This window comes from Corynebacterium sp. ACRPE, from assembly GCF_022347435.1.
GTDB classification, from domain to species: Bacteria; Actinomycetota; Actinomycetes; order Mycobacteriales; family Mycobacteriaceae; genus Corynebacterium; species Corynebacterium tuberculostearicum_D.
In genome coordinates this window covers 58,629-79,587 of record NZ_JAKRNA010000005.1, presented here as the reverse complement: position 1 = coordinate 79,587, position 20,959 = coordinate 58,629, and the positions used below count along the sequence as shown (strand labels likewise).

General features: G+C 64.7%; 21 protein-coding genes. 11 read left to right on the top strand and 10 right to left on the bottom strand.

Annotation, left to right across the window (positions count from 1 at the left end; genetic code table 11):
* The first annotated feature begins 9 nt into the window (after nt 1-9).
* A complete protein-coding gene (gene otsB, locus MHY13_RS04190; protein WP_239281173.1) occupies nt 10-792 on the top strand; it encodes a trehalose-phosphatase in 783 nt (260 codons plus the stop codon).
* Nucleotides 793-818: 26 nt separating this feature from the next.
* Here otsB and MHY13_RS04185 read toward each other — a convergent pair whose 3' ends face one another.
* Nucleotides 819-1,916 carry a LacI family DNA-binding transcriptional regulator gene (locus MHY13_RS04185; RefSeq protein ID WP_239281171.1) on the bottom strand — a complete coding sequence of 366 codons (1,098 nt, stop codon included), beginning with the start codon at nt 1,914-1,916 and terminating at the stop codon, nt 819-821.
* Between the two features lie 80 nt (nt 1,917-1,996).
* Between MHY13_RS04185 and MHY13_RS04180 the strand changes: the two genes are divergently transcribed.
* From MHY13_RS04180 to MHY13_RS04160, 5 genes are all read left to right on the top strand, one after another.
* Nucleotides 1,997-2,962, top strand: a complete 966-nt coding sequence (locus MHY13_RS04180; RefSeq protein ID WP_239281169.1) for a zinc ABC transporter substrate-binding protein — start codon at nt 1,997-1,999, stop codon at nt 2,960-2,962.
* On the top strand, nt 2,962-3,663 hold the full coding sequence (locus MHY13_RS04175; RefSeq protein WP_204610990.1) for a metal ABC transporter ATP-binding protein: 702 nt from the start codon (nt 2,962-2,964) through the stop codon (nt 3,661-3,663). Before MHY13_RS04180 ends, MHY13_RS04175 begins: the two co-directional genes overlap by 1 nt.
* The gene (locus tag MHY13_RS04170) at nt 3,641-4,555 is read left to right on the top strand and encodes a metal ABC transporter permease (protein WP_239281160.1); all 915 of its coding nucleotides are present in this window, start codon (nt 3,641-3,643) and stop codon (nt 4,553-4,555) included. The genes MHY13_RS04175 and MHY13_RS04170 overlap by 23 nt, the downstream gene beginning before the upstream one ends.
* Before the next feature lie 11 nt (nt 4,556-4,566).
* Nucleotides 4,567-5,403: a PHB depolymerase family esterase gene (locus tag MHY13_RS04165; protein WP_239281158.1), complete on the top strand. Its 837-nt coding sequence runs from the start codon at nt 4,567-4,569 to the stop codon at nt 5,401-5,403.
* Nucleotides 5,404-5,466: 63 nt separating this feature from the next.
* Nucleotides 5,467-6,477 carry an HNH endonuclease signature motif containing protein gene (locus MHY13_RS04160; protein ID WP_239281156.1) on the top strand — a complete coding sequence of 337 codons (1,011 nt, stop codon included), beginning with the start codon at nt 5,467-5,469 and terminating at the stop codon, nt 6,475-6,477.
* A 15-nt stretch (nt 6,478-6,492) separates the two neighbouring features.
* Here MHY13_RS04160 and rlmB read toward each other — a convergent pair whose 3' ends face one another.
* From rlmB to MHY13_RS04135, 5 genes are read right to left on the bottom strand one after another with little or no spacing between them, the layout of a single operon-like run.
* A complete protein-coding gene (gene rlmB / locus MHY13_RS04155) occupies nt 6,493-7,440 on the bottom strand; it encodes a 23S rRNA (guanosine(2251)-2'-O)-methyltransferase RlmB (protein WP_005325725.1) in 948 nt (315 codons plus the stop codon).
* 22 nt (nt 7,441-7,462) lie between these two features.
* Nucleotides 7,463-8,851: a cysteine--tRNA ligase gene (cysS, locus tag MHY13_RS04150; protein ID WP_239273327.1), complete on the bottom strand. Its 1,389-nt coding sequence runs from the start codon at nt 8,849-8,851 to the stop codon at nt 7,463-7,465.
* 44 nt (nt 8,852-8,895) lie between these two features.
* Nucleotides 8,896-9,378 (bottom strand): 2-C-methyl-D-erythritol 2,4-cyclodiphosphate synthase, encoded by a 483-nt coding sequence (gene ispF / locus MHY13_RS04145; protein WP_005329967.1) that lies wholly within the window; start codon nt 9,376-9,378, stop codon nt 8,896-8,898.
* Nucleotides 9,371-10,120: a 2-C-methyl-D-erythritol 4-phosphate cytidylyltransferase gene (gene ispD / locus MHY13_RS04140; protein WP_239281154.1), complete on the bottom strand. Its 750-nt coding sequence runs from the start codon at nt 10,118-10,120 to the stop codon at nt 9,371-9,373. The genes ispF and ispD overlap by 8 nt, the downstream gene beginning before the upstream one ends.
* Nucleotides 10,092-10,676: a CarD family transcriptional regulator gene (locus MHY13_RS04135; protein ID WP_204610979.1), complete on the bottom strand. Its 585-nt coding sequence runs from the start codon at nt 10,674-10,676 to the stop codon at nt 10,092-10,094. Before MHY13_RS04135 ends, ispD begins: the two co-directional genes overlap by 29 nt.
* 192 nt (nt 10,677-10,868) lie before the next feature.
* On the opposite strand from MHY13_RS04135, the gene MHY13_RS04130 reads away from it, so the two are divergent.
* Both MHY13_RS04130 and radA read left to right on the top strand, forming a co-directional pair.
* A complete protein-coding gene (locus MHY13_RS04130; protein ID WP_239193288.1) occupies nt 10,869-11,456 on the top strand; it encodes a hypothetical protein in 588 nt (195 codons plus the stop codon).
* 73 nt (nt 11,457-11,529) lie between these two features.
* Nucleotides 11,530-12,900, top strand: a complete 1,371-nt coding sequence (radA, locus tag MHY13_RS04125) for a DNA repair protein RadA (RefSeq protein WP_239281152.1) — start codon at nt 11,530-11,532, stop codon at nt 12,898-12,900.
* Nucleotides 12,901-12,903: 3 nt separating this feature from the next.
* On the opposite strand, the gene MHY13_RS04120 is transcribed toward radA, so the two are convergent.
* Nucleotides 12,904-13,608 (bottom strand): hypothetical protein, encoded by a 705-nt coding sequence (locus MHY13_RS04120; protein WP_204610976.1) that lies wholly within the window; start codon nt 13,606-13,608, stop codon nt 12,904-12,906.
* Between the two features lie 62 nt (nt 13,609-13,670).
* Complete coding sequence (locus MHY13_RS04115) at nt 13,671-14,285, bottom strand: carbonic anhydrase (protein WP_239228679.1); 615 nt, start codon at nt 14,283-14,285, stop codon at nt 13,671-13,673.
* 35 nt (nt 14,286-14,320) lie between these two features.
* Between MHY13_RS04115 and MHY13_RS04110 the strand changes: the two genes are divergently transcribed.
* Nucleotides 14,321-15,181 carry an A/G-specific adenine glycosylase gene (locus MHY13_RS04110; RefSeq protein ID WP_204610974.1) on the top strand — a complete coding sequence of 287 codons (861 nt, stop codon included), beginning with the start codon at nt 14,321-14,323 and terminating at the stop codon, nt 15,179-15,181.
* A 56-nt stretch (nt 15,182-15,237) separates the two neighbouring features.
* Here the strand turns inward: MHY13_RS04110 and MHY13_RS04105 are convergent, their stop codons facing one another.
* The gene (locus tag MHY13_RS04105; protein WP_080970400.1) at nt 15,238-15,408 is read right to left on the bottom strand and encodes a DUF4236 domain-containing protein; all 171 of its coding nucleotides are present in this window, start codon (nt 15,406-15,408) and stop codon (nt 15,238-15,240) included.
* 142 nt (nt 15,409-15,550) lie between these two features.
* Between MHY13_RS04105 and MHY13_RS04100 the strand changes: the two genes are divergently transcribed.
* On the top strand, nt 15,551-16,678 hold the full coding sequence (locus MHY13_RS04100) for a lipase family protein (protein WP_239281151.1): 1,128 nt from the start codon (nt 15,551-15,553) through the stop codon (nt 16,676-16,678).
* A 91-nt stretch (nt 16,679-16,769) separates the two neighbouring features.
* Here MHY13_RS04100 and MHY13_RS04095 read toward each other — a convergent pair whose 3' ends face one another.
* Entirely contained in the window at nt 16,770-19,532 is a 2,763-nt protein-coding gene (locus MHY13_RS04095; protein WP_204610971.1) for an ATP-dependent Clp protease ATP-binding subunit, read from the bottom strand.
* A gap of 217 nt (nt 19,533-19,749) precedes the next feature.
* On the opposite strand from MHY13_RS04095, the gene MHY13_RS04090 reads away from it, so the two are divergent.
* Nucleotides 19,750-20,955, top strand: coding sequence for a serine/threonine protein kinase (locus MHY13_RS04090; protein ID WP_239281150.1), 1,206 nt, complete (start codon nt 19,750-19,752; stop codon nt 20,953-20,955).
* The last annotated feature ends 4 nt before the right edge of the window (nt 20,956-20,959 follow it).

The following is a 20,959-nucleotide window of genomic DNA, read 5'->3' as shown; positions in this document are numbered from 1 at the left end:
CTGGAGGCCATGACGCTTTCAACTGCCATCAAGGCCCTTGCCGCCGCCGAGCACCTCGCGGTGGTCTCGGATTTCGACGGCACGCTCTCCCCCTTCGCCACGGCCATCTATGAGGTCGAAATGAACCAGGAATCACTGCGCGCCCTGGATAAACTGGCCCACCTGGCGGACACCACCGCGGCCGTGCTCTCCGGCCGCCACCTCGAAGGCCTCAAGCGCGTGTGCCCTCTGCGCGAGCCCGTTCTCTTCGGCGGCTCCCACGGCGCCGAGTCCTCGTGGGAGGACACGGAACTGACCCCCGCGATGCGCGAGCACCTCGCCACCAAGGAAGCCGAGATCCGCGCGATCATGGAGCGCTTCCCCGGCGCGGATATCGAGGTCAAACCCTTCCAGCGCGTATTGCACCTGCGCGCGCTCGAGGATTCCGATCCAGAAGCTGCCGCCCAAGCCTATGAAGCCGCCCTCGCGCTCGATCCGGGCGGCTTCCCCCGCACGGCCGGCAAGTCCGTGGTGGAGTTCTCCGCCACCCAGGCCACCAAGGGCACGTGGATTGAGAACCTGCGCGAGCGCACCGGAGCCACCGCCATGGTCTTCTTGGGCGATGACGTCACCGATGAGGACGGTTTCCGCGCCCTGCACCAGCCGCCAGACGTTGGCGTCAAGGTCGGCGAGGGCGATACGTCGGCCGTAGTGCAGCTTGCCGACGTCGACGCCGTCGCCCACTTCCTCACCGAGCTCGCCGCCGCCCGCGCGGCCCATGTCGGCCGCCCCGACAACGGCGGCGCTGCCTAACGCGCCGCTGCCTAGCGAAGCGGCACCTAGCGCGGCGGAGCCACCGTCCGCCCGGCCGCGAAGCTGGTCTGCAGCACGCGCCGTAGCATCGCGGCTTCGCTCGCGTCCGAGCCCTCCGCGCCGGCGATAAGCTTGGCGAGCATGTGGCCGGCGGCCGCGCCCTTGGCCTTATTGGGCTGGACGATCGTCGTCAAGCCAAGGCGCTGCGCCGCATCAATGCCGTCGAAGCCGGTAACGGACAGCTCACCGGGAATGTCAATGCCCCGCTCGCGCGCATAGGTCATCACGCCCAGCGCCATCGAGTCGGTGGTGCACAGGACGGCGGTGAGGTCAGGGTGGGCGTCGAGAAGCAACTGCGCGGCCGCCCGCGTAGTCTGCGCATCGTTGATGTGCTGGGTAACCACGGGCACGGTCTCGGGCGCGATGCCCGCCTGCGCAAAGACGTCCATGGCACCCATGACCCGGGCGCGCTGCACGTGCATATCGGCGCCCTGTAGCTCACCCCACGAAATGGGGCCATCGTGGCGCTCGCGCTTGAGGCGAATCGCCAGCACGCCGATCTTGCGGTGGCCGGCCTCCACCAGCGCGCGGGCGGCCGGGGCAATCGCCGCGCGGTCATCGATGCCCACGAACGGCAGGCCCGAATCCGTCGGCTGATCGCAGACCACCACCGGCAGCCCGCGGCCGCGCGCCGCCTCCAGGTAGGCATCCCCGGCCGCGACGGAGTAGACCACAAAGCCATCCACCGCGGCCGAGCCCACCAGGCTGGCCGCCTCCGCCTCGCCCTCCGGACCGGCCGGGATGAGGGTGAGCGTAGTCTGCGCGCCGGCCGAGGCTTCTGCCATGCCAGCCAGGAAATCCACCGAGGCCATGTCCTCGAAGGCATAGGACAGGTGCTCGGTCAGCAGCACGCCCACCGAGCCCGCGCGGCGAGTGCGCAGGCTGCGGGCCGTAGGGTCCGGCCCGGGATATCCCCGCGCCTTCGCCGCCGCCAGGATGCGCTCGCGCGTTGCGGCCGAAAGCTGATCCGGCCGGCTATAGGCATTAGAGACCGTCGTGCGCGAAACACCCAGCTCGGCGGCCAGCGAGGCCAGCGTTTTGCGGGTGGGGCTGCGTTTCACCATGACCGCAAGCATACCCCGCGGCCGTATTTTCAATACATATTCAATTGACAATGGTTCCCATCAAACGCACACTGGAAGCTATGCATACCTCACTTCGCGGATCCGCCGCCCTCCTCGCGGCCGGTGGCCTCCTGCTGACCGCCACCGCCTGCTCCTCCGACACCGAGGACTCGGCCGCCGAGCCGGGCGCCCAGAAGAAGATCTCCATCGTTGCGTCCACCTCCATCTGGGCCGACGTCGCCGAAGCCGTGGCCGATACCGCCTCCGGCGTGGACATCGAGGTCAAGCCCATCGTTGAGGGCAACGGCGTTGACCCGCACCACTTCGAGCCTTCCGCGGCCGATATCGCCAAGGCCGAGGACGCGGACCTGCTCGTGGTTAACGGCGGCGGCTATGATTCTTGGATTTACCAGGCCGTCTCCGACCAGGACAATATCGTCTCCGCCCTGCCGCTGACCGATCACGGCAAGCTGGCCGATGACCCCAATGTCATGACCATCGACGCCGCCAAGGCCACCGCCAAGAAGGACCCGGAGAAGGTCACCAACATCGAGGGCAACGAGCACATTTGGTACGACCCGGCCGCGCTCGACGAGGTCGCAGGAAATATCGCTGACCAGATCAACGAGCTCAATACCGATGCCAACGCCAGCACCGAGCGCGTGGATTCCCACGTCGACCGCCTGCGCGACAAGCTCAAGGAACTGCCGGGCGATCTCTCCTACGCACAGACCGAGCCGATTGCGGACTACATCATGAAGTACACCTCCGGCAAGGACGTCACCCCAGAGGGCTACCGCAAGGCCACCATTTCTGAGGGCGAGCCCACCGCGGCCGACCTCGCCGCCTTCACCAAGGCGATTAAAGAGGACAAGGTAGACCTGCTTATCTTTAACCCACAGACCGAAACCGATACCGCCGGCCGCATCAAGTCCGCCGCGGAGGATGCGGACGTCTCTATCGTCGAAATCGGCGAAACCCCGCCGGATGGCAAAGAATTCTGGACCTACTATGACGAGGTCACCGATTCCCTGGGGAAGCTCTAGTGCTCATCCACTTCCATGACGCAGCGGTTGCCCCGCTGTGGTCCAGCCTTAACCTCGCCGTTGACCGCGGCGAGTTTATCGCCGTTTTGGGCCCCAATGGCGTGGGCAAATCCACCCTGCTCGGCACCATCTTGGGCACCCGCAAGCTCACGGCCGGCAGCGTCGACGTTAACTGCCGCGTCGGCTTCATCCCGCAGCAACGCATGTTCCCGGCCGACCTGCCCCTGCGCGCCCGCGACTTAGTCTCGCTCTCGCTCGCCCACGGCGCTTTCCGACGCCGCCGCCCGCCCCGCCACCGCGTCGACGAGCTCCTGGCCGAAGTCGGTGCTACCGGCCTGCGCGACCGCCGCGTCGGCCAGCTTTCCGGCGGCCAGCAGCAGCTCATCCGCCAAGCCCAAGCGCTGGCCAACGAGCCCGAGCTCATCCTTGCCGATGAGCCGCTGCTCTCGCTCGACCCGGCGCGCCAGCAGGCCACCGTGGACAAGCTGGATGCGCTGCGCCGCGAGCGCGGCACCTCCATCATGTTTGTCACCCACGGAATCAACCCGGTGCTCGGGGTGACCGATAAGGTGCTCTACCTCGCCCCTGGCGGCCATACCTTCGGCACGGTGGATGAGGTCATGCGCTCCGATGTCCTTTCCGAGCTCTACGGTTCCAAGGTCAACGTCTTAAACGTCGATGGGAGGCTCATCGTTGTCTAGCTTTATGGAAGACACCCAGTACCTTCTCAGCGTGGATTTTGTGCAATCCTCGCTCATCGCCTCCGCACTGCTGGGCATCCTATCTGGTGTGATGACCTCGCTCATCGTGCTGCGCCAGATGTCTTTTTCCGTCCACGCCACCTCCGAGCTCGCGCTCATGGGCGCCTCGGCCGCGCTGCTCTTCGGCCTCAACCTCGGCTTTGGCGCCGTGGCCGGCGCCATCGTGGCCGCCATCATCCTCGCCGTCCTGGGCTTTAAGGGCCAGCAAGACAGCGCCATCGGCGTGGTCATGAGCTTTGGCTTGGGCCTCTCGGTCCTGTTTTTGCACCTCTATCCCGGCAACGCGAATACCGCGATGACGCTGCTGACCGGCCAGATCGTCGGCGTCTCTTCGGCCTCGGTATGGCTTTTGGCCGCAACCACCGTGGTCATCCTCGCCGCCGTAGCTATCCTGTGGCGGCCCATGCTCTTCGCCTCGGCCGACCCAGTCATGGCCCAGGCCGCCGGCGTACCCACCCGCTTCATTTCCGTCGCCTTCGCTGTACTCGTAGGCTTGGCGGCCGCGCAGTCGGTGCAAATCGTCGGCTCGCTGCTCGTCATGGCGCTGCTCATTACCCCGGGTGCGGCGGCCGTGCAGATTACTTCCTCGCCCCTGCGCGCGGTCATGTGGGCTACCATCTTCGCCGAGGTCTCGGCCGTGGGCGGGTTTGTCTTGTCGCTCGCGCCCGGCCTTCCGGTCTCGGTCTTTGTTACCACCATTTCTTTTGTCATTTACCTGGTGTGCCGCCTCATTGGCTGGCAGCGCAATAAAAAGGCGGTGCGCGACGAGGTCGCCGCTAGGCGCTTCCACGCCGACTGCCACAGCACCGCCGAGGAGCACCACGCCGACTAGACTGGGCGGCTATGCACGTACACCGCCGCACCGCGGATGTGGATGGCCGCACCCGCCGCTTCCTCGTCATCGCGCCAGATAACCCCGGCCCGCGCCCGGACCTCTTGCTCTTCTTCCACGGCTCGCTGCAGTCCGGCAGCGTGATGCGCCGTTTTACTAACGGCACCTTCGACGAGCTTGCCGACGCCACCAATACCGTCCTTGTCTACCCCGACGGCGTCGACCGCCATTTCAACGATTGCCGCAGCATCCTGCCCGTCACCGCCCGCGCGGAGAACGTGGATGACGTTGCCTTCGCCGCCTTCCTCGTCGAGGAGATGCGGCGCGAATTCGGCACCGACCGCACTTTTGCCTGCGGCTACTCCAACGGCGGGCAGATGGTGCTTCGCCTGCTTTTCGACGCCCCCTTCAACCTCAACCGCGCCTGCATCTTCGCCTCCACCCTGGGCGAGGGCGAGAACCACGCGCCCAGCAACCCGGCAGGCTACCGGCCCACGCCGCTGCTGTTTTTCCACGGCACCGCCGATCCATACGCGCCGTATGAGGGCGGCATCGCCGGGCTGGATGCCGAGCGCACCCGCGGCCGTGTGCTTTCCGCACCGGCCACCGCCGAGCACTTCGCGCTGGCCAATGGCTGCCAGCCACCCCGCGACTACCACCCCACCGCGGATGTCACCGCTACCGCATACGACGGCGATTTTCCCGTCGGGCTGTGGACCATGGAGGGCCTCGGCCACGTGATTCCCTCTAGCATGAAAACCGACCCACGCATAGGTCCAAATACGGATTCCTTCCGCGCTGTGGATAAAGTCCGCGAATTCTTCGGCCTCGATGACGCCGAGGCCTAGTTATCCACACCCGCACCCAACGCACCGCGCGCCGGCGTGCACCCGCACTTAACGTGTGGAGCCGTGAACGCGCTACAGAAATTCTTAACAGGCCTAGCCGCCGGCATGGACATTCTCGCCGACTGCCACGGCCTGACTCAACGCGCGCTTATCGACGCCGGCTGCCCCGACACCACCGCCGCCCGCCTCCTTGCCCTCGCCGATACCTACTTCGGCCCCACCGCCTTTCGCCGGCTCCAGCGCGAATCCATCGCAGCGGCCCGCACCAACGAGCACAGCCTCACCGCGCTGCTGGCCATCGAGCGCCACGCCACCAAGCTGAAGAGTAAGCGCCAGGCCTGGGCGCTGCGGCGGGAGCTATGTGGGATGAAGGGGGACGTGTCGGACGTCGACAAGCAGGGGCGCAAGCGCGTGCGCGAGATTAAAGGCCCGCCGCAGCGCAAGCCCGGTGTCAAGCTCTACCGCCGCGCCGATGGGCCGTGGACCATGACGATTACCGGCAAGTCTGCGGACATCGCGGATATGCACGCCGCGCTCGATAAGGACGCCCCACTCGATTCGGTGCGCAAGATTTTTCAAGGCACCGCCGCGGCCTCCCCCACGGCCGTGACCACCAATGTGGTGCTGCGCTTGGACGAGCTCGACCGCGTCGTCGACACCGCGGGCGATGACATCACCCTGCAGCTCACCAATGGAGCCCGGATGACCGGCGCGGACCTAGTGCGTCGCGCATTTACCGCGCACGGCTATGTGACTCTCATCCACCCTGTGAAAGGCCCGGTGAACCTGTACCGCACCGAGCGGCTCGCCTCGCCAAAGCAGCGCACCATGGCCGCCGCGGAAAACCCCACCTGCCCGTGGCCGCAGTGCAATTACCCCGCCGATGAATGCCAAGTCCACCACCTCACAGCGTGGCGCCACGGCGGTGAGACCAACCCCGAAAATCTCACCATCGCCTGTCCGTACCACAACGGCGTCAACGACGATGACCCCAACGCCCCGCCGCTGCGCGGCCGCCTGGCCAGGGTGAATGGAACCATTAAGTGGCTGCCACCCTGGGCGGAAAGCGGCTAGAAACCTCGCTGGGGGTTACTGGGCCGCGCGGCGTTGGCGTGCGAATTCGGAAAGCACGGAACCGGCCGCGACGGAAGCATTGAGGGACTCGACCCAGTCCGTCATCGGGATGGACATGATGACGTCGCAGTTCTCGCGCACGAGGCGGGAGATACCCTTGCCTTCGGAACCGATGACGATGACTACGGGATCCGTCGCGCCGTTATAGGTATCCAGTGTGTGCTCGCCGCCGGCGTCCAGGCCGACAACCTGGTAGCCGCTCTTTTGGAATTGCTGCACGGTGCGGGTGATATTCGTCGCGCGGGCGACCGGCAGGCGCGCCGCCGTGCCGGCCGAGGTACGCCACGCCACCGCGGTCACGGACGCGGAGCGGCGCTCGGGGATAATGACGCCGTCGCCGCCAAAGGCCGCCACGGAGCGGATGACCGCGCCGAGGTTGCGCGGATCGGTGATGTTATCCAGGATGACGAACATGCCTGGGCGTGCGTTCTCGGCCGCACGGGCGATGAGCTCGTCGACGTCGGCGTACTTATACGGCGGGATCTGCAGCCCGATGCCCTGGTGCATGCCGTTACCGGTCATGCGGTCCATCTCGTGGCGCTGCACCTCGATGATGGGGATATTGCGGGTATTGCACATGGCCACGGCCTCGGACAAGCGCTTGTCATTGCGGGTACCGGCCACGATGTAGAGCGTGGTGGCCGGCACCTTAGCGTGCAGGCACTCGATGACCGGGTTGCGGCCCACGACCATCTCGGCGGTCTCCTTCTGGTGGCGGCCGGAATTGCGGCGGTCGCGCTCCAGCTTCGCCTTGTGCTTGGCGTGGTAGATGCGGTCCTCTGCCTTGGGCGTCGGGCCCTTACCGGCCAAGCCCTTGCGGCGCTGGCCGCCGGAGCCCTTGGTTGCGCCCTTCTTATTGGTCTTGCGGATTCCCGCGCCACCGCGGCCGTGGGTACGTGCCATAATTTATGTCCTTTCGGAGTGCTTAACGCTGCGCCAGCGACCAGGTCGGGCCGTCTGGGGTATCGGTGATGGTGATGCCGGCGGCCGCGAGGCGGTCACGGACGGCGTCGGCAGTAGCGAAGTCCTTATCCGCGCGCGCCTGGGTGCGCCGCTCCAGCTCAGCTTGTACCAGCGCATCCAGCGCGGCATCCGCCCCGCTAGCTTGCGCTCCATCTTCCCACTCCAGCGGGTCAAAGCCAAGTACATGCGCCATGGCGCGGACCTGGCCAGCCAACGTGCGTGCCTCGGCCTCATCGCCAGCCGCGAGCGCCTTATTGCCAGCGCGGACGGTGGTGTGGATTTCCGCCAAAGCCTTGGGCACCGCGATGTCATCATTCATCGCGTCTGCAAAGCCCTGCGTCCATTCGCCCAGCTCTAGGTCATCGAAGTGAGCGAGGAAGTCCTCGATGCGGCGGTAGCCTGCGGCGGCCTCGGTCAGCGCGGCCTCGGAATACTCCAGCACGGAGCGATAATGTGCCGAGCCCAGGTAGTAGCGCAGCTCCACTGGGCGCACCAGCTCCAGCATATTCGGGATGGACAACACGTTGCCCAGGGACTTCGACATCTTCTCGCCCGACATCGTCACCCAGTGGTTGTGCATCCAGTAGTTGGCGAACTTATCGCCGGCCGCATGCGACTGCGCGATCTCGTTCTCGTGGTGCGGGAACTGCAGGTCCAGGCCGCCGCAGTGGATATCGAAATTAGAGCCCAGGTAATAGGTGGACATGGCCGAGCACTCCAGGTGCCAGCCAGGGCGGCCGTCGCCCCACGGGGTGGGCCAGCTGGGCTCGCCCGGCTTCGCGGCCTTCCACAAGGCAAAGTCCTGGGCGCCGCGCTTGGCGGAATCCTCGCCTTCGCCCTGCTCCATTTCCTCTACCTTGTTGCCAGACAGCGAACCGTAATCGGAGCCTTCGGCCTTGGTCCAGGCGGCGACGTCGAAGTAGACGGAGCCGTCGGCGGGGTAGGCAAAGCCGGCGTCGATAAGCCGCTGCATATAGTCGACCATCTGGGTGACAAAGCCGGTCGCGCGCGGCTCGACAGAAGGCGGGATGACTCCCAGGGTGTTATAGGCCTTGGTGAACTCGCGCTCATAGGTGGACACCCATTCCCACCAGGGGCGATTATTCTCGGCCGCCTTGGTGAGGATCTTGTCATCGATATCGGTGACGTTGCGCACCAGGGCTACGTCATAGCCTTGGGCGAGCAGCCAGCGGCGCAGGATGTCGAAGGCGACGCCGGAGCGCAGGTGCCCGATGTGCGGCTGGGCCTGCGGGGTGGCGCCGCACAGGTAAATGGAGGCGTGGCCGGGGCGAATCGGCTCGAAATCGCGTTGGCTGCGGGTGGCTGTGTCATAAATGCGCAAAGTACTCACGCCACCCAGTCTAATTGACGCGTGCGCGGGGTTAGTGTGGTGGGCTAGGCGCGCCAGACGACGGCCGTGGCAACCGCCGCGCGGCCCTCCTTACGGCCGGTAAAGCCCATATGGTCCGTCGTCGTGGCAGAGACGGACACGGGGGCACCAAGGATTTCGCTCAGTACCGCTTCGGCCTCCTCGCGGCGAGGGCCCATCTTGGGGGTCTGGCCGATGAGCTGGGCGGCGGCGTTGCCGATGATGAAGCCTTCGGATTCAAGCAGTTCGCGGCATTCGCGCAGCAGCTTCGCTCCGGATACGCCGTCGTATTCGGGCCGGCCGACGCCCACGAAGGAGCCGAGATCGCCGAGGTGGGAGGCGGATAAGAGGGCGTCGACAAGCGCGTGCGCTACGACGTCGCCATCGGAGTGGCCTTCGCAGCCAGCATCGCCCTCGAAGAGCAGGCCGGCGATCCAGCAGTCCTTGCCGGCCTCGATCTGGTGGGCGTCGGTGGCGATGCCAACGCGCGGGATAATCGGGTTAGTCATGGGTCTCCTCGGTCAGGGCGTGGGCCAGGGTGAGATCGATGGGCGTGGTGATTTTGAACGCCAGGGTATCGCCCGGCACGGTTGCCACGCGCTCGCCGTGCCATTCCATGAGGCTGGCGTCATCCGTGGCGGTGAATTCGGGCTGCTCGGCCCAATAATCGAGGTTGGCTTGGCGCAGCGCAGACAGGCGGAAGGCCTGCGGGGTTTGCACGGCGCGCAGGCGGGAGCGGTCGGGAGTGCTCACCACGGCGTCGGCCGCGACTTCCTTGATGGTATCGGCCACGGGAACCACTGGCACGGCCGCGGGGGCGCCTTCGAGCACACGCTTGGCGACGCCCCGCACCATCGCCGGCGGAGTCAGCGCCCGGGCCGCATCGTGGATGAGTACCACGGCGTCGTCGTCGGGGATTGCCTGGAGGCCGGCCCACACGGAATCGGCGCGCTCGCTGCCACCGTGCACGAGGCGGATGGGTGCGGCGTTGGTGGTGTTTTTGGCGTCTGCGGTGTCGATACGGCCGATGATGCGGGCCGCCTCGGGCTCCATGTCTGGGCTGACCAGCACGATGACCTCATCGACCACGCCGGAGGCCAGCAGCGCGCGCACGGAGCGCTCCAGGAGGGTGCGCCCGCGCAGCTCGACATAAGCCTTGGGCACCTCGGCGCCAAGGCGGGTGCCCTGGCCGGCGGCCGCGATGAGCGCGATAACGCGCGGTTTAGTCTTCGTCGTCGAAGGAGAGGTCATCGAGATCGATGTCGTTGTCGATATCGGTGGTGATGGACTTATCGTCTACCAATCCGGCCGCGTGGTGGCGCTCGATGGTGGCATCGATCTCCTCCATCATGGTGTCGGCCTTCTTCTCGTCGACCGGCTTGGCCAGCGCGAGCTCGCCCACCAGGATGGTACGGGCCTTGCCCAGCATGCGCTTCTCGCCGGCCGAAAGGCCGCGGTCCTGGTCGCGACGCCACAGGTCGCGAACAACCTCGGCAACCTTATTGATATCGCCGGAAGCGAGGCGCTCCTGGTTAGCCTTATAACGGCGGGACCAGTTGCCGGCCTCTTCGACGTCCTCGTCACGCAGCACGGAAAAGACCTTTTCCAGGCCTTCCTTGCCCACGACGTCGCGCACGCCGACGTTATCGGCGTTCTTGATGGGCACGCGGACGACTAGGTCGGACTGGTTGATGTGCAGCACCAAGTATTCCAGCGTCTCGCCGCCCATCTCGCGGGTCTCGATATCCTCGATGACGGCCGCACCGTGGTGCGGGTAGACGACGACCTCGCCGACCTTATACTCCATTGCCACTCCTTGTGTTCCCGTTTAATCCCGGTTGACTAAGGCCGCCATTTTATCACGAGCGGCCGCCCCGCCTGCGGATACCCCCGTATACCCCCATGGTCTACCCGCCCGGTTTGGGACTAACTGTGTACTTTATTGCCAAAGGTACTAGGCTAAAGCGTTGACAAGCCCTGTGATCGCAATTGATGGAGGATGCTCAACGTGCAGTCCCTGAAGTCCGCCGCCCGCCGCGGTGCCATTATTTCCGTAACCGCCGTTTCCGCTCTGGCGCTGGCTTCTTGCTCGGCGGGTCACGTCACCCAGACCGCTGACAAGGTGGCTGCGGTCGATGGCGCTTCTGCAAGCACGGAAGACAACAAGGTTGCGGTTCGCGATGTCACCATCTTGGTAGAACCGGACGGCACCGCTGCCTTGAAGTTCACCGCCGTAAACCAGGGCTACGACACCGATGTCATCTCCCTGGAGTCCGTAGAGGTCGACGGCCAGCGCGTCGAGATGGACAAGGCTCAGCCGCTGCACCGCGACCAGTCCATCATCGCGGATTCCCAGAAGAACCTGGACGCGACCACCCAGCAGGATTCTGAGACCGTCCAGTACATCGCCACCTCCCTGAAGAACGATGACTTTGGCTACGCCGGCGACCGCCCGGTTACCTTCGAGTTCTCCAATGGTTCCATCGACGTGGACGCCACCATTGCCGCCACCCAGATGCAGTCCGGCGAATTCGACCGCGACGTCGAGTCCTCCGAGGGCTACTCCTCCGAGGCTCCAAAGAACTAAGCCGCGCCGCCCCAAAGCCCCGCCTCCAGCCCGTTTCGGGCCGGAGGCGTTTGCGTGTTTTAGGCTAGAGGCCATGGCCAAGAAATCTCGCCCCATCCATACCTGTTCCGAATGCGGCTACGTCTCGCCGAAGTGGCTCGGCCGCTGCCCCGACTGCGGGTCTTGGGGCACGTTGGAGGAAAGGGCCCCGGTGGTGGCGGGGCCTGGGACAGCGGGGGCGTCGGCAAGCAAGGGCGTAGCGCCGTCGAGCCCGGCGCAGCCGATTACCAAGATTGGGGCGCAGGCGACCAAGACGGTGCGCACCGGCATCGGCGAGCTCGACCGCGTGCTAGGCACCGGCATTGTGCCCGGCTCAGTGGTGCTCATGGCCGGCGAGCCGGGCGTGGGCAAATCCACGCTGCTGCTGGAAGTAGCCTCGCGGTGGGCCCAGCTCGGCCGCACCGTGCTCTATGCGACGGCCGAGGAATCGGCCGGCCAGGTCCGCTCCCGCGCCGAGCGCACCGGGGCGCTCCAGGAATCGCTGTACTTGGCGGCCGAGTCCAACTTGGATGCGGTCTTTGGCCACGTGGAAAAGCTCAAGCCGAGCCTCATCATCGTCGATTCGGTGCAGACCATGCACGCCGTGGGCGTGGAGGGCGTATCGGGCGGCGTGGCGCAATCGCGCGCGGTAACGGCCGCGCTGACCTCCCTGGCGAAATCCACCGGCATTCCGGTGCTGCTGGTGGGCCACGTGACCAAGGACGGCAACGTGGCCGGCCCGCGCGTGTTGGAGCATCTTGTCGACGTCGTCTTGAACTTCGAGGGCGACCGCCAATCCAGCCTGCGTATGCTGCGCGGCATCAAGAATCGCTTTGGCGCCACCGACGAGGTGGGGTGCTTCGAGCAGACGGCCGGCGGCATTCGGGAAGTCGCGGACCCTTCCGGGCTGTTTCTATCGCACCGCGGCACGACGCCGGATGGTTCGGCCGTAACGGTCGCAATGGACGGCGTGCGGCCGATACTCGCGGAGGTGCAGGCGCTGACGGTGGACCCGGTGGCGAAGAACCCGCGGCGCGTGGTGACCGGGCTAGATTCCAACCGCGTGCCGATGGTGCTCGCAGTTCTGCAGGCGCGCGCCGGCCAGCGCACCAACGACAAGGATGCTTATGTCGCCACGGTGGGTGGCATGCGGATTACGGAAACCGCGACGGATTTGGCGGTGGCGCTGGCCACGTGGTCCTCGCTGCACGAGCAGCCGCTGCCGGCCAAGACGGTAGTCATCGGCGAGGTGGGCCTGGCCGGCGAGTTGCGCCCAGTACCGAACGTGGAACGGCGCTTGATGGAGGCCGCGCGGCTGGGCTACAAGCACGCGCTCGTCCCGCGCGGGGATATCGAGCCGGTCGAAGGCATGCAGGTGCGCCAAGTGGCGACGCTGGGGCAAGCCATCGCCGCGGTGTCAGGGTAGCGCCTAGCGCAGGGTGAAGTCCTGCGGCGGGGAGGAGTTATCGCCGATGACGGTGTGGGCAAAGTAGGCACCGGGCTCGGCCGCGGGGCGGTCGGTGCACTCGCCCGGTTTGGAGGCCTGGCGGGACCATTCGGCCTCGAATTTCACGTCCTTGCCGGCCGGGAAGGTTTGCGAGCCGGTCTGCACGGAGGCATAGCAATCCGTATCGGACCACACGCGCTCGTTATCGGCCATCTTGTAGACCTCGAAGCGCAGCAGATTCTTATCTAGGTCGATTTTGCAGTCCGCGGCCGTGGGGTTGGTGACGGTCATGAAGAACTTCGGCAGCTCGCCTTCCGGCACGGAGTAGTTCAACATGGAGGTGCGGACATCGAGATCCGCGAGTTCGCAGGTCTTCTTGGCTGCCTCGGAGCTTGCAGGCGCAGCGCTCGACGGCTCGCTTTCGGCCGCCTTGCTTTCCGATGCCCCCTCGGCCGACGTCTTCGTCTCCGAGACGGTCCCGGAGGATTCGGGGGCGGCAGAGGAGGAGGTTTCCTCATCTGCGGACGTAGGGGCAGGTGCGGCGGTATCGGCCGGCTCCTCGCTGCTGCCCCCGAAGGCGGCCACGGCCGCCCAGATCAGCACCACGGCCAACACGAGCACGATGATGAGCGCAGCCACGCGGCGGCGCTTGTAGATCTCTTCTGGTAGGGGCTTTTTCTGCGTCACACTGTCAATTTTAAGCGGTGGGCGCGGGCCGGTGCGCTAAGCCCGCGCCGCGTGTCAGGCCGCTACTTCACGCCAAGGGTCTGCAGGGTCTCCACGCTGGAGTCCTCCAGCAGGTAGCGCGCGCCGACGACGCCCAAGGCGCCCTCGTCGAGCAGGCGGCGGATGTTGGGCACGTTGGCGACTAGTTGGGCGACGGTCTGGCGGGTGTGTTCCCTCTCGACGTCGTCAGTCGTGGCCTTAGGGCCTGCCACCAGCGCGGAGGCAGCGACTTTTTCAATAATGGGGCGCTGCAGGCCGGTGGGCAGCTCGCCGCCGGCCACGAAGCCGGTAGCCGCACCGACCGCGCCGCAAGATTGATGGCCGAGGACCACCAAAAGGTTTGGCTTGAGGGCGGCGAGGGCGTAGTCGAGGGAGGCTAGGACGGCGTCGTCAAGAATGTGGCCGGCGGTGCGGATGACAAAGGCATCGCCGAAGCCAATATTGAATACGTGCTCGATAGGGGCGCGGGAATCGGAACAGGAAATGACTACCACGCGGGGATCCTGGCCGTGGGTAAGACCCTCGCGGTTATAGATCTCGCGCACGTCGACGGTCTCGCCGTCGAGAACGCGCTGGTTTCCGGCCTGGAGCGCCTCCCATACGGCTTGTGGTTCGTGGGCAACATTACGTAAAGACATAGGCCACATTCTAATGCCTTAGACTATCCCTCACGATGGATACGCAAGTTCTTCTTTCCTGGTTCGATGCCAATGAGCGCGACCTGCCGTGGCGCCGGCCTGGCACCAGCGCCTGGGGCGTGCTGCTCAGTGAGGTCATGAGCCAGCAAACCCCCGTCGCCCGCGTGGCCCCCGTGTGGGAGGAATGGATGCGGCGTTGGCCCACCCCTGCGGACTTCGCACAGGCTACCCGAGCGGAGGTGCTGCGCGCTTGGGGCAAACTGGGCTACCCGCGCCGTGCCCTGCGCCTGTGGGAGTGTGCGGGGGTAATTGGCAGCGGCGAAGTTCCCGCGGACGTCGATGAATTGCTACGCCTACCAGGCATTGGGGACTACACCGCGCGCGCTGTGGCGTGCTTTCACTATGGGGTAAATGTGCCGGTGGTCGATACCAATGTGCGGCGGGTTTATGCCCGGGCGGAAGAGGGCCGGTTCCTGGCGCCGCAGCCCGCGAAGCGAGAGTTGGCGGCCGTAGCCGAGCTTTTGCCGGCCGAGAATGGGCCGCGCTTTTCGGCCGCGCTCATGGAGTTGGGCGCGCTAGTGTGCACGGCGAAGAACCCCTCCTGCGAGCAGTGCCCGCTGCGCGCAAGCTGTGCGTGGCAGTTAGCTGGCCGGCCGGAGCCCAGCGCGCAGGAGCAGGCGCAGGCGAAAAAGCGCGTGCAGAAATTCGTGGGCACGGACCGGCAGGTGCGCGGCAAGATTTTGGATGTGCTGCGCGCGGCGGATGGGCCGGTGCCCCAGTCCGAGATTGATGTGGTCTGGCCCGATGCGGCACAGCGCTCCCGGGCGTTGGCTTCGCTGCTTGCCGACGGCCTCGCCGAACAAAACGACGCCGGCCTCTTCCACCTACCCATCTAGGGAGTTAATAACGGCCGGCTATATTCGCAGTTCGCGATCTTGCGGGTGTGATCTGTTTAACGCCACCGACCGCGGAAATTGAAGCCGCCGGGCAGATTTACCCACATTCCGCCGCGGGAATTAAACGTTACAGGTCCTACCTTGGTAGACATCGAGGCTCCGGAGCCAGAAACGTTAATCCAGCTATTCTTGCCGGTCTTTTTTCTTGAACGATACTGAAGTCCCATGAGCATATATTTTAACAATTCCGCTTCCGCCGTTCCTACTGACCGGTAGGTTTTGGATATGGAAAAGATTTGCATAAGGCTTTTAGCCGTTTGTTCACTGATTCTCGGTACCCTCTTAGTTCCACCAACAGCGCAGGCGGCGGTGACCTCGACCCGACCTTCGCCGCACGTGCTCGATGGCGTCGGCCGCGGGCAGGTATTCACGTATGACACCACTACGGATGATGGTCGGCCGATTCAGGCCTCGGCAACGTTGTACGAGCCCAAGGCGCCGTGGCGCGGGAAAGGCGAACGGCCCACAATCATCTTTGCGCCCGGCACTCGCGGCGCCGGGGACCAGTGTGCACCATCGCGGGCGGGCATGGGCTTAGGTTCGGTAGGGCTGAGCAAGGTCGGCTCCCCCACCATCAACGCGAACTACGAGTACGGCTTCTACATGGGTGCGCTCCACCATGGCGCCCGAGTGATAGTCGCGGATCTCATCGGCCTGGGCATGCCAGGCCACCACACCTATGTCAATCACATTGAGGAAGCACACGCCATGCTCGATGCCGCCCGCTCCGGCTTGGAGCTGGCCCACGCTCCGAAGGACGCCCCTATCGGCTTTGCGGGCTACTCGCAGGGCGGCGGCGCCTCGCTTGCCGCAGCGGAATTCGCCGATTCTTATGCACCCGAGCTGAACGTGGCCGGTACCTACTCCGGTGCCCCTCCGGCCGACCTACCAAAGGTGATGAAGGCCATCGACGGCTCCTCCATCGTCCATGTGCTGGGATACGCCATCAATGGCTTTGCCGAGCGCGACCCCCAGTTCCGCGACGCCGTACTAGAAGAATTCAATCCTCGCGGCATCGACTTCTTGCGCTCGGCGGCCACCAGTTGTACGGGTGACTCCATCCTCATGTGGGGTTTTAGCAGTACCCGCCAGCTCACTCGCACCGGGGAATCGCTATCCGAGCTGGTAGAGCGCAAGCCCATCTTCAAAGAAACTTTGCTGCGGCAGAACCAAGGCAAGCACCCGCTGAAGGGCCCGGCGATGATCGCTAGCTCGCCACATGATGACCTCATTCCACACGAGCAGGTCCGCGCAGCCGCCGGGGCATATTGCCAGATGGGTGGAACCGTGGACTTCATAGCCGCGCCCGGCACCGCGACAATTCCAGGTGCAGGCGCCGACCACGCTTTACCGCTCTACATCAACATCCCGGTGGGCTTGAAGTACCTCTTTGACCGCTTCGACGGGAAACCGGCGCCGTCCAATTGTGCTGGCTAGAGATCCTGAGCATAAGAAAACTGCACGCAACGAAAAACCACCCAGCCTCGCAGAAAGCGAGATGCTGGGTGGTCTTAACTCGTGTTCTTGTTTACATCGGCTGACCGGCGCCTGCTGGCGGCGGGTTGTGGCCGTCGTCATCGGAGTCGGAGCCGGACTCTAGGTCGGTTCCGGCGGCGGTGGAGCCGCCATCGCCCGGAACGTCCGGGGTGATGGTGTCGGGCTCGCCGGCATCGGTGGAGTCGGCGTCGTTTTCGCGCACCTCGGCACCGTCAAGCTGCGGCTCCTCGGTGTCCTCCGGCAGAGGCTTCGGGCGCGGGCTGAAGGTGAACTTCGCGCCCGTGTTGTCCTTGGACTCGCCGTCCCAGCCCTCGACGTCGACGGTGATGATCTCACCGGCGCCGATTTCGCCGAAGAGGATCTTCTCAGAGAGCTGATCCTCAATCTCGCGCTGAATGGTGCGGCGCAGCGGACGAGCGCCCAAGACCGGGTCAAAGCCTCGCTTAGCCAGGAGGTCCTTGGCCTTCTGTGTGAGCTCGATGCCCATATCGCGCTCATCCAGCTGCTTGGCCACGCGGCCGATGAGTAGCTCGACCATCTCCACAATCTGCTCTTGGGTGAGCTGGTGGAAGACGACGATGTCATCGATACGGTTCAAGAACTCTGGGCGGAAGTGCTTCTTCAGCTCGTCGTTGACCTTCTGCTTCATCCGGTCATACTGGGCATCCGCATCGTTTTCGGAGGAACCAGTAAAGCCCAAGCCCACCGGCTTCGAGATGTCCTGGGTGCCCAGGTTCGAGGTGAAGATGAGAACGGTGTTCTTGAAGTCGACGACGCGACCTTGGCCGTCAGTAAGGCGGCCATCTTCCAGCACCTGCAGGAGGGTGTTGTAAATCTCCTTGTGGGCCTTCTCGATCTCATCGAAAAGCACGACAGAGAACGGCTTGCGGCGAACCTTCTCGGTCAGCTGGCCACCCTCTTCGTAGCCAACGTATCCCGGAGGGGCACCGAAGAGGCGGGAAGCGGTGAAGCGATCGTGGAACTCACCCATGTCGATCTGGATGAGGTCATCATCCGAACCGAAGAGGAAGTTAGCCAGGGACTTCGACAGCTCGGTCTTACCCACACCGGACGGGCCGGCGAAGATGAAGGAGCCGGACGGGCGGCGCGGATCCTTGAGGCCCGCACGGGTGCGGCGGATGGCGCGGGAGACGGACTTGACCGCCTCGTCCTGGCCAATGATGCGCTTGTGCAGCTCCTCTTCCATGTTGAGCAGACGGTTGGATTCCTTCTCCGTCAGCTTCAGCACCGGGATGCCGGTCCAGTGCGCCAGAACCTCGGCGATCTGGTCCTCGCCTACCTCGGCGATTTCCTCAAGGTCGCCAGAGCGCCACTGCTTTTCCTTCTCTGCGCGCTCCTCGCCCAGCTTGCGCTCCTTATCGCGCAGGCCGGCCGCCTTCTCAAAGTCCTGGGCATCGATGGCCGCTTCCTTTTCCTTGCGGACCTCAGCGATGCGGTCATCGACCTCGCGCAGGCCCTTCGGCGCGGTCATGCGCTTGATGCGCATGCGAGCACCAGCCTCATCGAGGAGGTCAACGGCCTTATCCGGCAAGAAACGGTCATTGATGTAGCGATCCGAGAGGGAAGCTGCAGCATGCAGCGCCTCATCGGTGTAGGACACGCGGTGGTGCGCCTCGTACTTATCGCGCAGGCCCTTCAGGATCAAGAAGGTGTCATCCAGGGAAGGCTCCTCCACCTTGACTGGCTGGAAGCGGCGCTCCAGGGCGGCATCCTTCTCGATGTGCTTGCGGTATTCCTCAAGGGTCGTAGCACCGATGGTCTGCAGCTCGCCACGAGCCAGCTTCGGCTTGAGCAGCGAGGCTGCATCGATGGCGCCTTCAGCAGCACCAGCACCAACCAGGGTGTGGATCTCATCGATGAACAAGATGATGTCGCCGCGCTGGTTAATCTCCTTGAGGACCTTCTTCAGGCGTTCCTCAAAGTCACCGCGGTAACGGGAGCCGGCAACCAGGGAACCCAGGTCCAGCGAGTAAAGCTGCTTGTCCTTAAGGGTCTCTGGAACCTTACCGTTGACGATGTCGAGCGCCAAGCCCTCAACGACTGCGGTCTTACCAACGCCCGGCTCACCGATGAGAACCGGGTTATTCTTCGTACGGCGAGACAGCACCTGCATGATGCGCTCTACCTCGGACTCACGGCCGACGACCGGATCGAGCTTGCCGTCCTTAGCTGCCTGGGTGAGGTTGCGGCCGAACTGGTCGAGCACCAGGGAATTGGAACGCTCGCCGGAACCGCCGGAGCCGCCACGGCCGCCTGCGCCGGCACCTGCACCAGCACCTGCGCCAACCGGACCGGAGCCCTGGCCGTTGGAGGAACCACCCTCCTGCTGGCCGCCCTCATAACCGGACAGCAGCTGGATAACCTGCTGGCGCACGCGCGGCAGGTCGGCGCCGAGCTTGGTCAGCACCTGGGCGGCAACGCCGTCGCCCTCGCGAATGAGACCCAATAGCAAGAACTCAGTACCGATGTACTTGTGTCCCATCTGCAGGCCTTCGCGCAGGGAAAGCTCCAGGACCTTCTTGGCGCGTGGGGTAAAGGGGATGTGCCCGGTGTGCGGCTGGCTGCCCTGGCCGATGATTTCCTCGACCTCGCGGCGGACATCCTCCAGGGAGATACCCATGGATTCCAGCGCCTTGGCGGCTACGCCTTCGCCCTCATGGATAAGGCCGAGCAGGATGTGCTCGGTGCCGATGTAATTGTGGTTAAGCATGCGTGCTTCTTCCTGCGCCAGCACGATGACGCGGCGAGCACGATCGGTAAACCTCTCGAACATGATTCCCCTATACTTTCGCTTCTAATGTGATACCCACTCTAACGCGGCAGTCCGCCGATAATTTCCCGTTTTGTTCCCAGATGCCCGCAATACCGCCAGAATCCACCATATTCGCAGCTCACACGGGTGTACGCCGGTAGCGAACAGGGGCACGGGCATGTAATCTAGAATCGTTTTTGTTCCCTGCCCCTCCCCACTATTTAAGGACATCGCGACCGTGCCCCAGCTTCCTGAGTTCTTTGCCACCCAGCACAATCTGCACGAATTGGCCGTGTTGGATGAGGCTCCATCGTCTACCCTCTTTGCGGTCGAAGATGGAAACACGCAGCAGCAGCTGAGCGTGGAAATCTTCGCCCCGGAAATTACCGGCGTGGTGGACAAGTCCACGGCACTGCATGGGTTGCACCACCCAGCCATCGCGCCGCTGGTAGGCACGGGCACTACCGCGGATGGGCAGGAATTCATCGTGCGCGAAGGGGTTTCCGGAACCCAACTTTCTGAGCTTCCCAGTGATCTCAGCCGCGAGGAGGCCGCCGACGTCTTCGGTCCGCTGGCGGGTGCGGTGGACTTCCTAATTTCCCGCGGGCGGGCAGACTTTGCGGTGCATGGGCTAAGGGAGGCCCGGGTGGGCGTCGATAAGCAACGCCAGGTTTCGGTGCTGGCTGCGGCCGGTCCATCCGGCGAAGAGCACGGCGATGCAGTGGCGGCGTTTAAAGAGCTCGTTGCCCGCAAATGCCCGGAGTATAAGCCCACTGGCACGGCAGAGAGCGCCAAGGATGTGGTCGCTTACCTGCGCCCGGAGCGCGATTTCGATACCGCGCAGATTCCCCGCGTGCAGGAGCCAGAACCACGCCCTCAGCAGCAGTTCGCCCCGCCGCAACAGCCGCAGCCACAACCGATGGCCCAGCCCATGGCGCAGCCGCAGCAACCGATGGCACCCGCGCCGAAGAAGAAGGGCAAGGGCGGGCTCATTGCGCTCATCACGGTGCTGGCGGTGGCCGCGATTGCTGCTGCGGCCGCGCTGTGGTTCTTCCTGTCCTACCCCAGCTGGAATGATAAGGAGCAAAACCTCGCGGATGCGTACCCGGACTTGGTGGGCTCCCGCAGCGGCCAGGATGGCTTCGATGGGGCTAAGTGCTCCTCGCGCGAGCCGGAGCCTGGCCAGGAGGCCAAGATTTCCTGCGTGGGCGATGGGTTCAACTACATCGTGACCTACTACCCCAGCGTGGAGGAGCGCGATGCCATGCTTCCCGACGCCGAACCGGTCGAGCTTTCCAATGACCAGTGCACCATCCAAAGCTTTGAGACCACCGCGGATGTTCCTACCTACGTGATGGCCGTGGAAGGCACCCAGTCCGCATTCCTGGTCTGGGGCGATAAAGCTGAAGAGGAGCGGCTGAACCTGCCGCTGTGCGCCTCTTAATTTG

What these genes read in the sequence shown, in the direction of transcription:
- MHY13_RS04135 (WP_204610979.1), bottom strand. Translation starts at nt 10,676, where the DNA reads ATGGAGTATAAGGTCGGCGAGGTCGTCGTCTACCCGCACCACGGTGCG.
- radA (WP_239281152.1), top strand. Translation starts at nt 11,530, where the DNA reads ATGGCCAAGAAATCTCGCCCCATCCATACCTGTTCCGAATGCGGCTAC.
- ispD (WP_239281154.1), bottom strand. Translation starts at nt 10,120, where the DNA reads ATGACCTCTCCTTCGACGACGAAGACTAAACCGCGCGTTATCGCGCTC.
- ispF (WP_005329967.1), bottom strand. Translation starts at nt 9,378, where the DNA reads ATGACTAACCCGATTATCCCGCGCGTTGGCATCGCCACCGACGCCCAC.
- MHY13_RS04180 (WP_239281169.1), top strand. Translation starts at nt 1,997, where the DNA reads ATGCATACCTCACTTCGCGGATCCGCCGCCCTCCTCGCGGCCGGTGGC.
- MHY13_RS04105 (WP_080970400.1), bottom strand. Translation starts at nt 15,408, where the DNA reads ATGGGACTTCAGTATCGTTCAAGAAAAAAGACCGGCAAGAATAGCTGG.
- MHY13_RS04095 (WP_204610971.1), bottom strand. Translation starts at nt 19,532, where the DNA reads ATGTTCGAGAGGTTTACCGATCGTGCTCGCCGCGTCATCGTGCTGGCG.
- MHY13_RS04110 (WP_204610974.1), top strand. Translation starts at nt 14,321, where the DNA reads ATGGATACGCAAGTTCTTCTTTCCTGGTTCGATGCCAATGAGCGCGAC.
- MHY13_RS04185 (WP_239281171.1), bottom strand. Translation starts at nt 1,916, where the DNA reads ATGGTGAAACGCAGCCCCACCCGCAAAACGCTGGCCTCGCTGGCCGCC.
- MHY13_RS04170 (WP_239281160.1), top strand. Translation starts at nt 3,641, where the DNA reads ATGGGAGGCTCATCGTTGTCTAGCTTTATGGAAGACACCCAGTACCTT.
- rlmB (WP_005325725.1), bottom strand. Translation starts at nt 7,440, where the DNA reads ATGGCACGTACCCACGGCCGCGGTGGCGCGGGAATCCGCAAGACCAAT.
- MHY13_RS04130 (WP_239193288.1), top strand. Translation starts at nt 10,869, where the DNA reads ATGCTCAACGTGCAGTCCCTGAAGTCCGCCGCCCGCCGCGGTGCCATT.
- otsB (WP_239281173.1), top strand. Translation starts at nt 10, where the DNA reads ATGACGCTTTCAACTGCCATCAAGGCCCTTGCCGCCGCCGAGCACCTC.
- MHY13_RS04165 (WP_239281158.1), top strand. Translation starts at nt 4,567, where the DNA reads ATGCACGTACACCGCCGCACCGCGGATGTGGATGGCCGCACCCGCCGC.
- MHY13_RS04115 (WP_239228679.1), bottom strand. Translation starts at nt 14,285, where the DNA reads ATGTCTTTACGTAATGTTGCCCACGAACCACAAGCCGTATGGGAGGCG.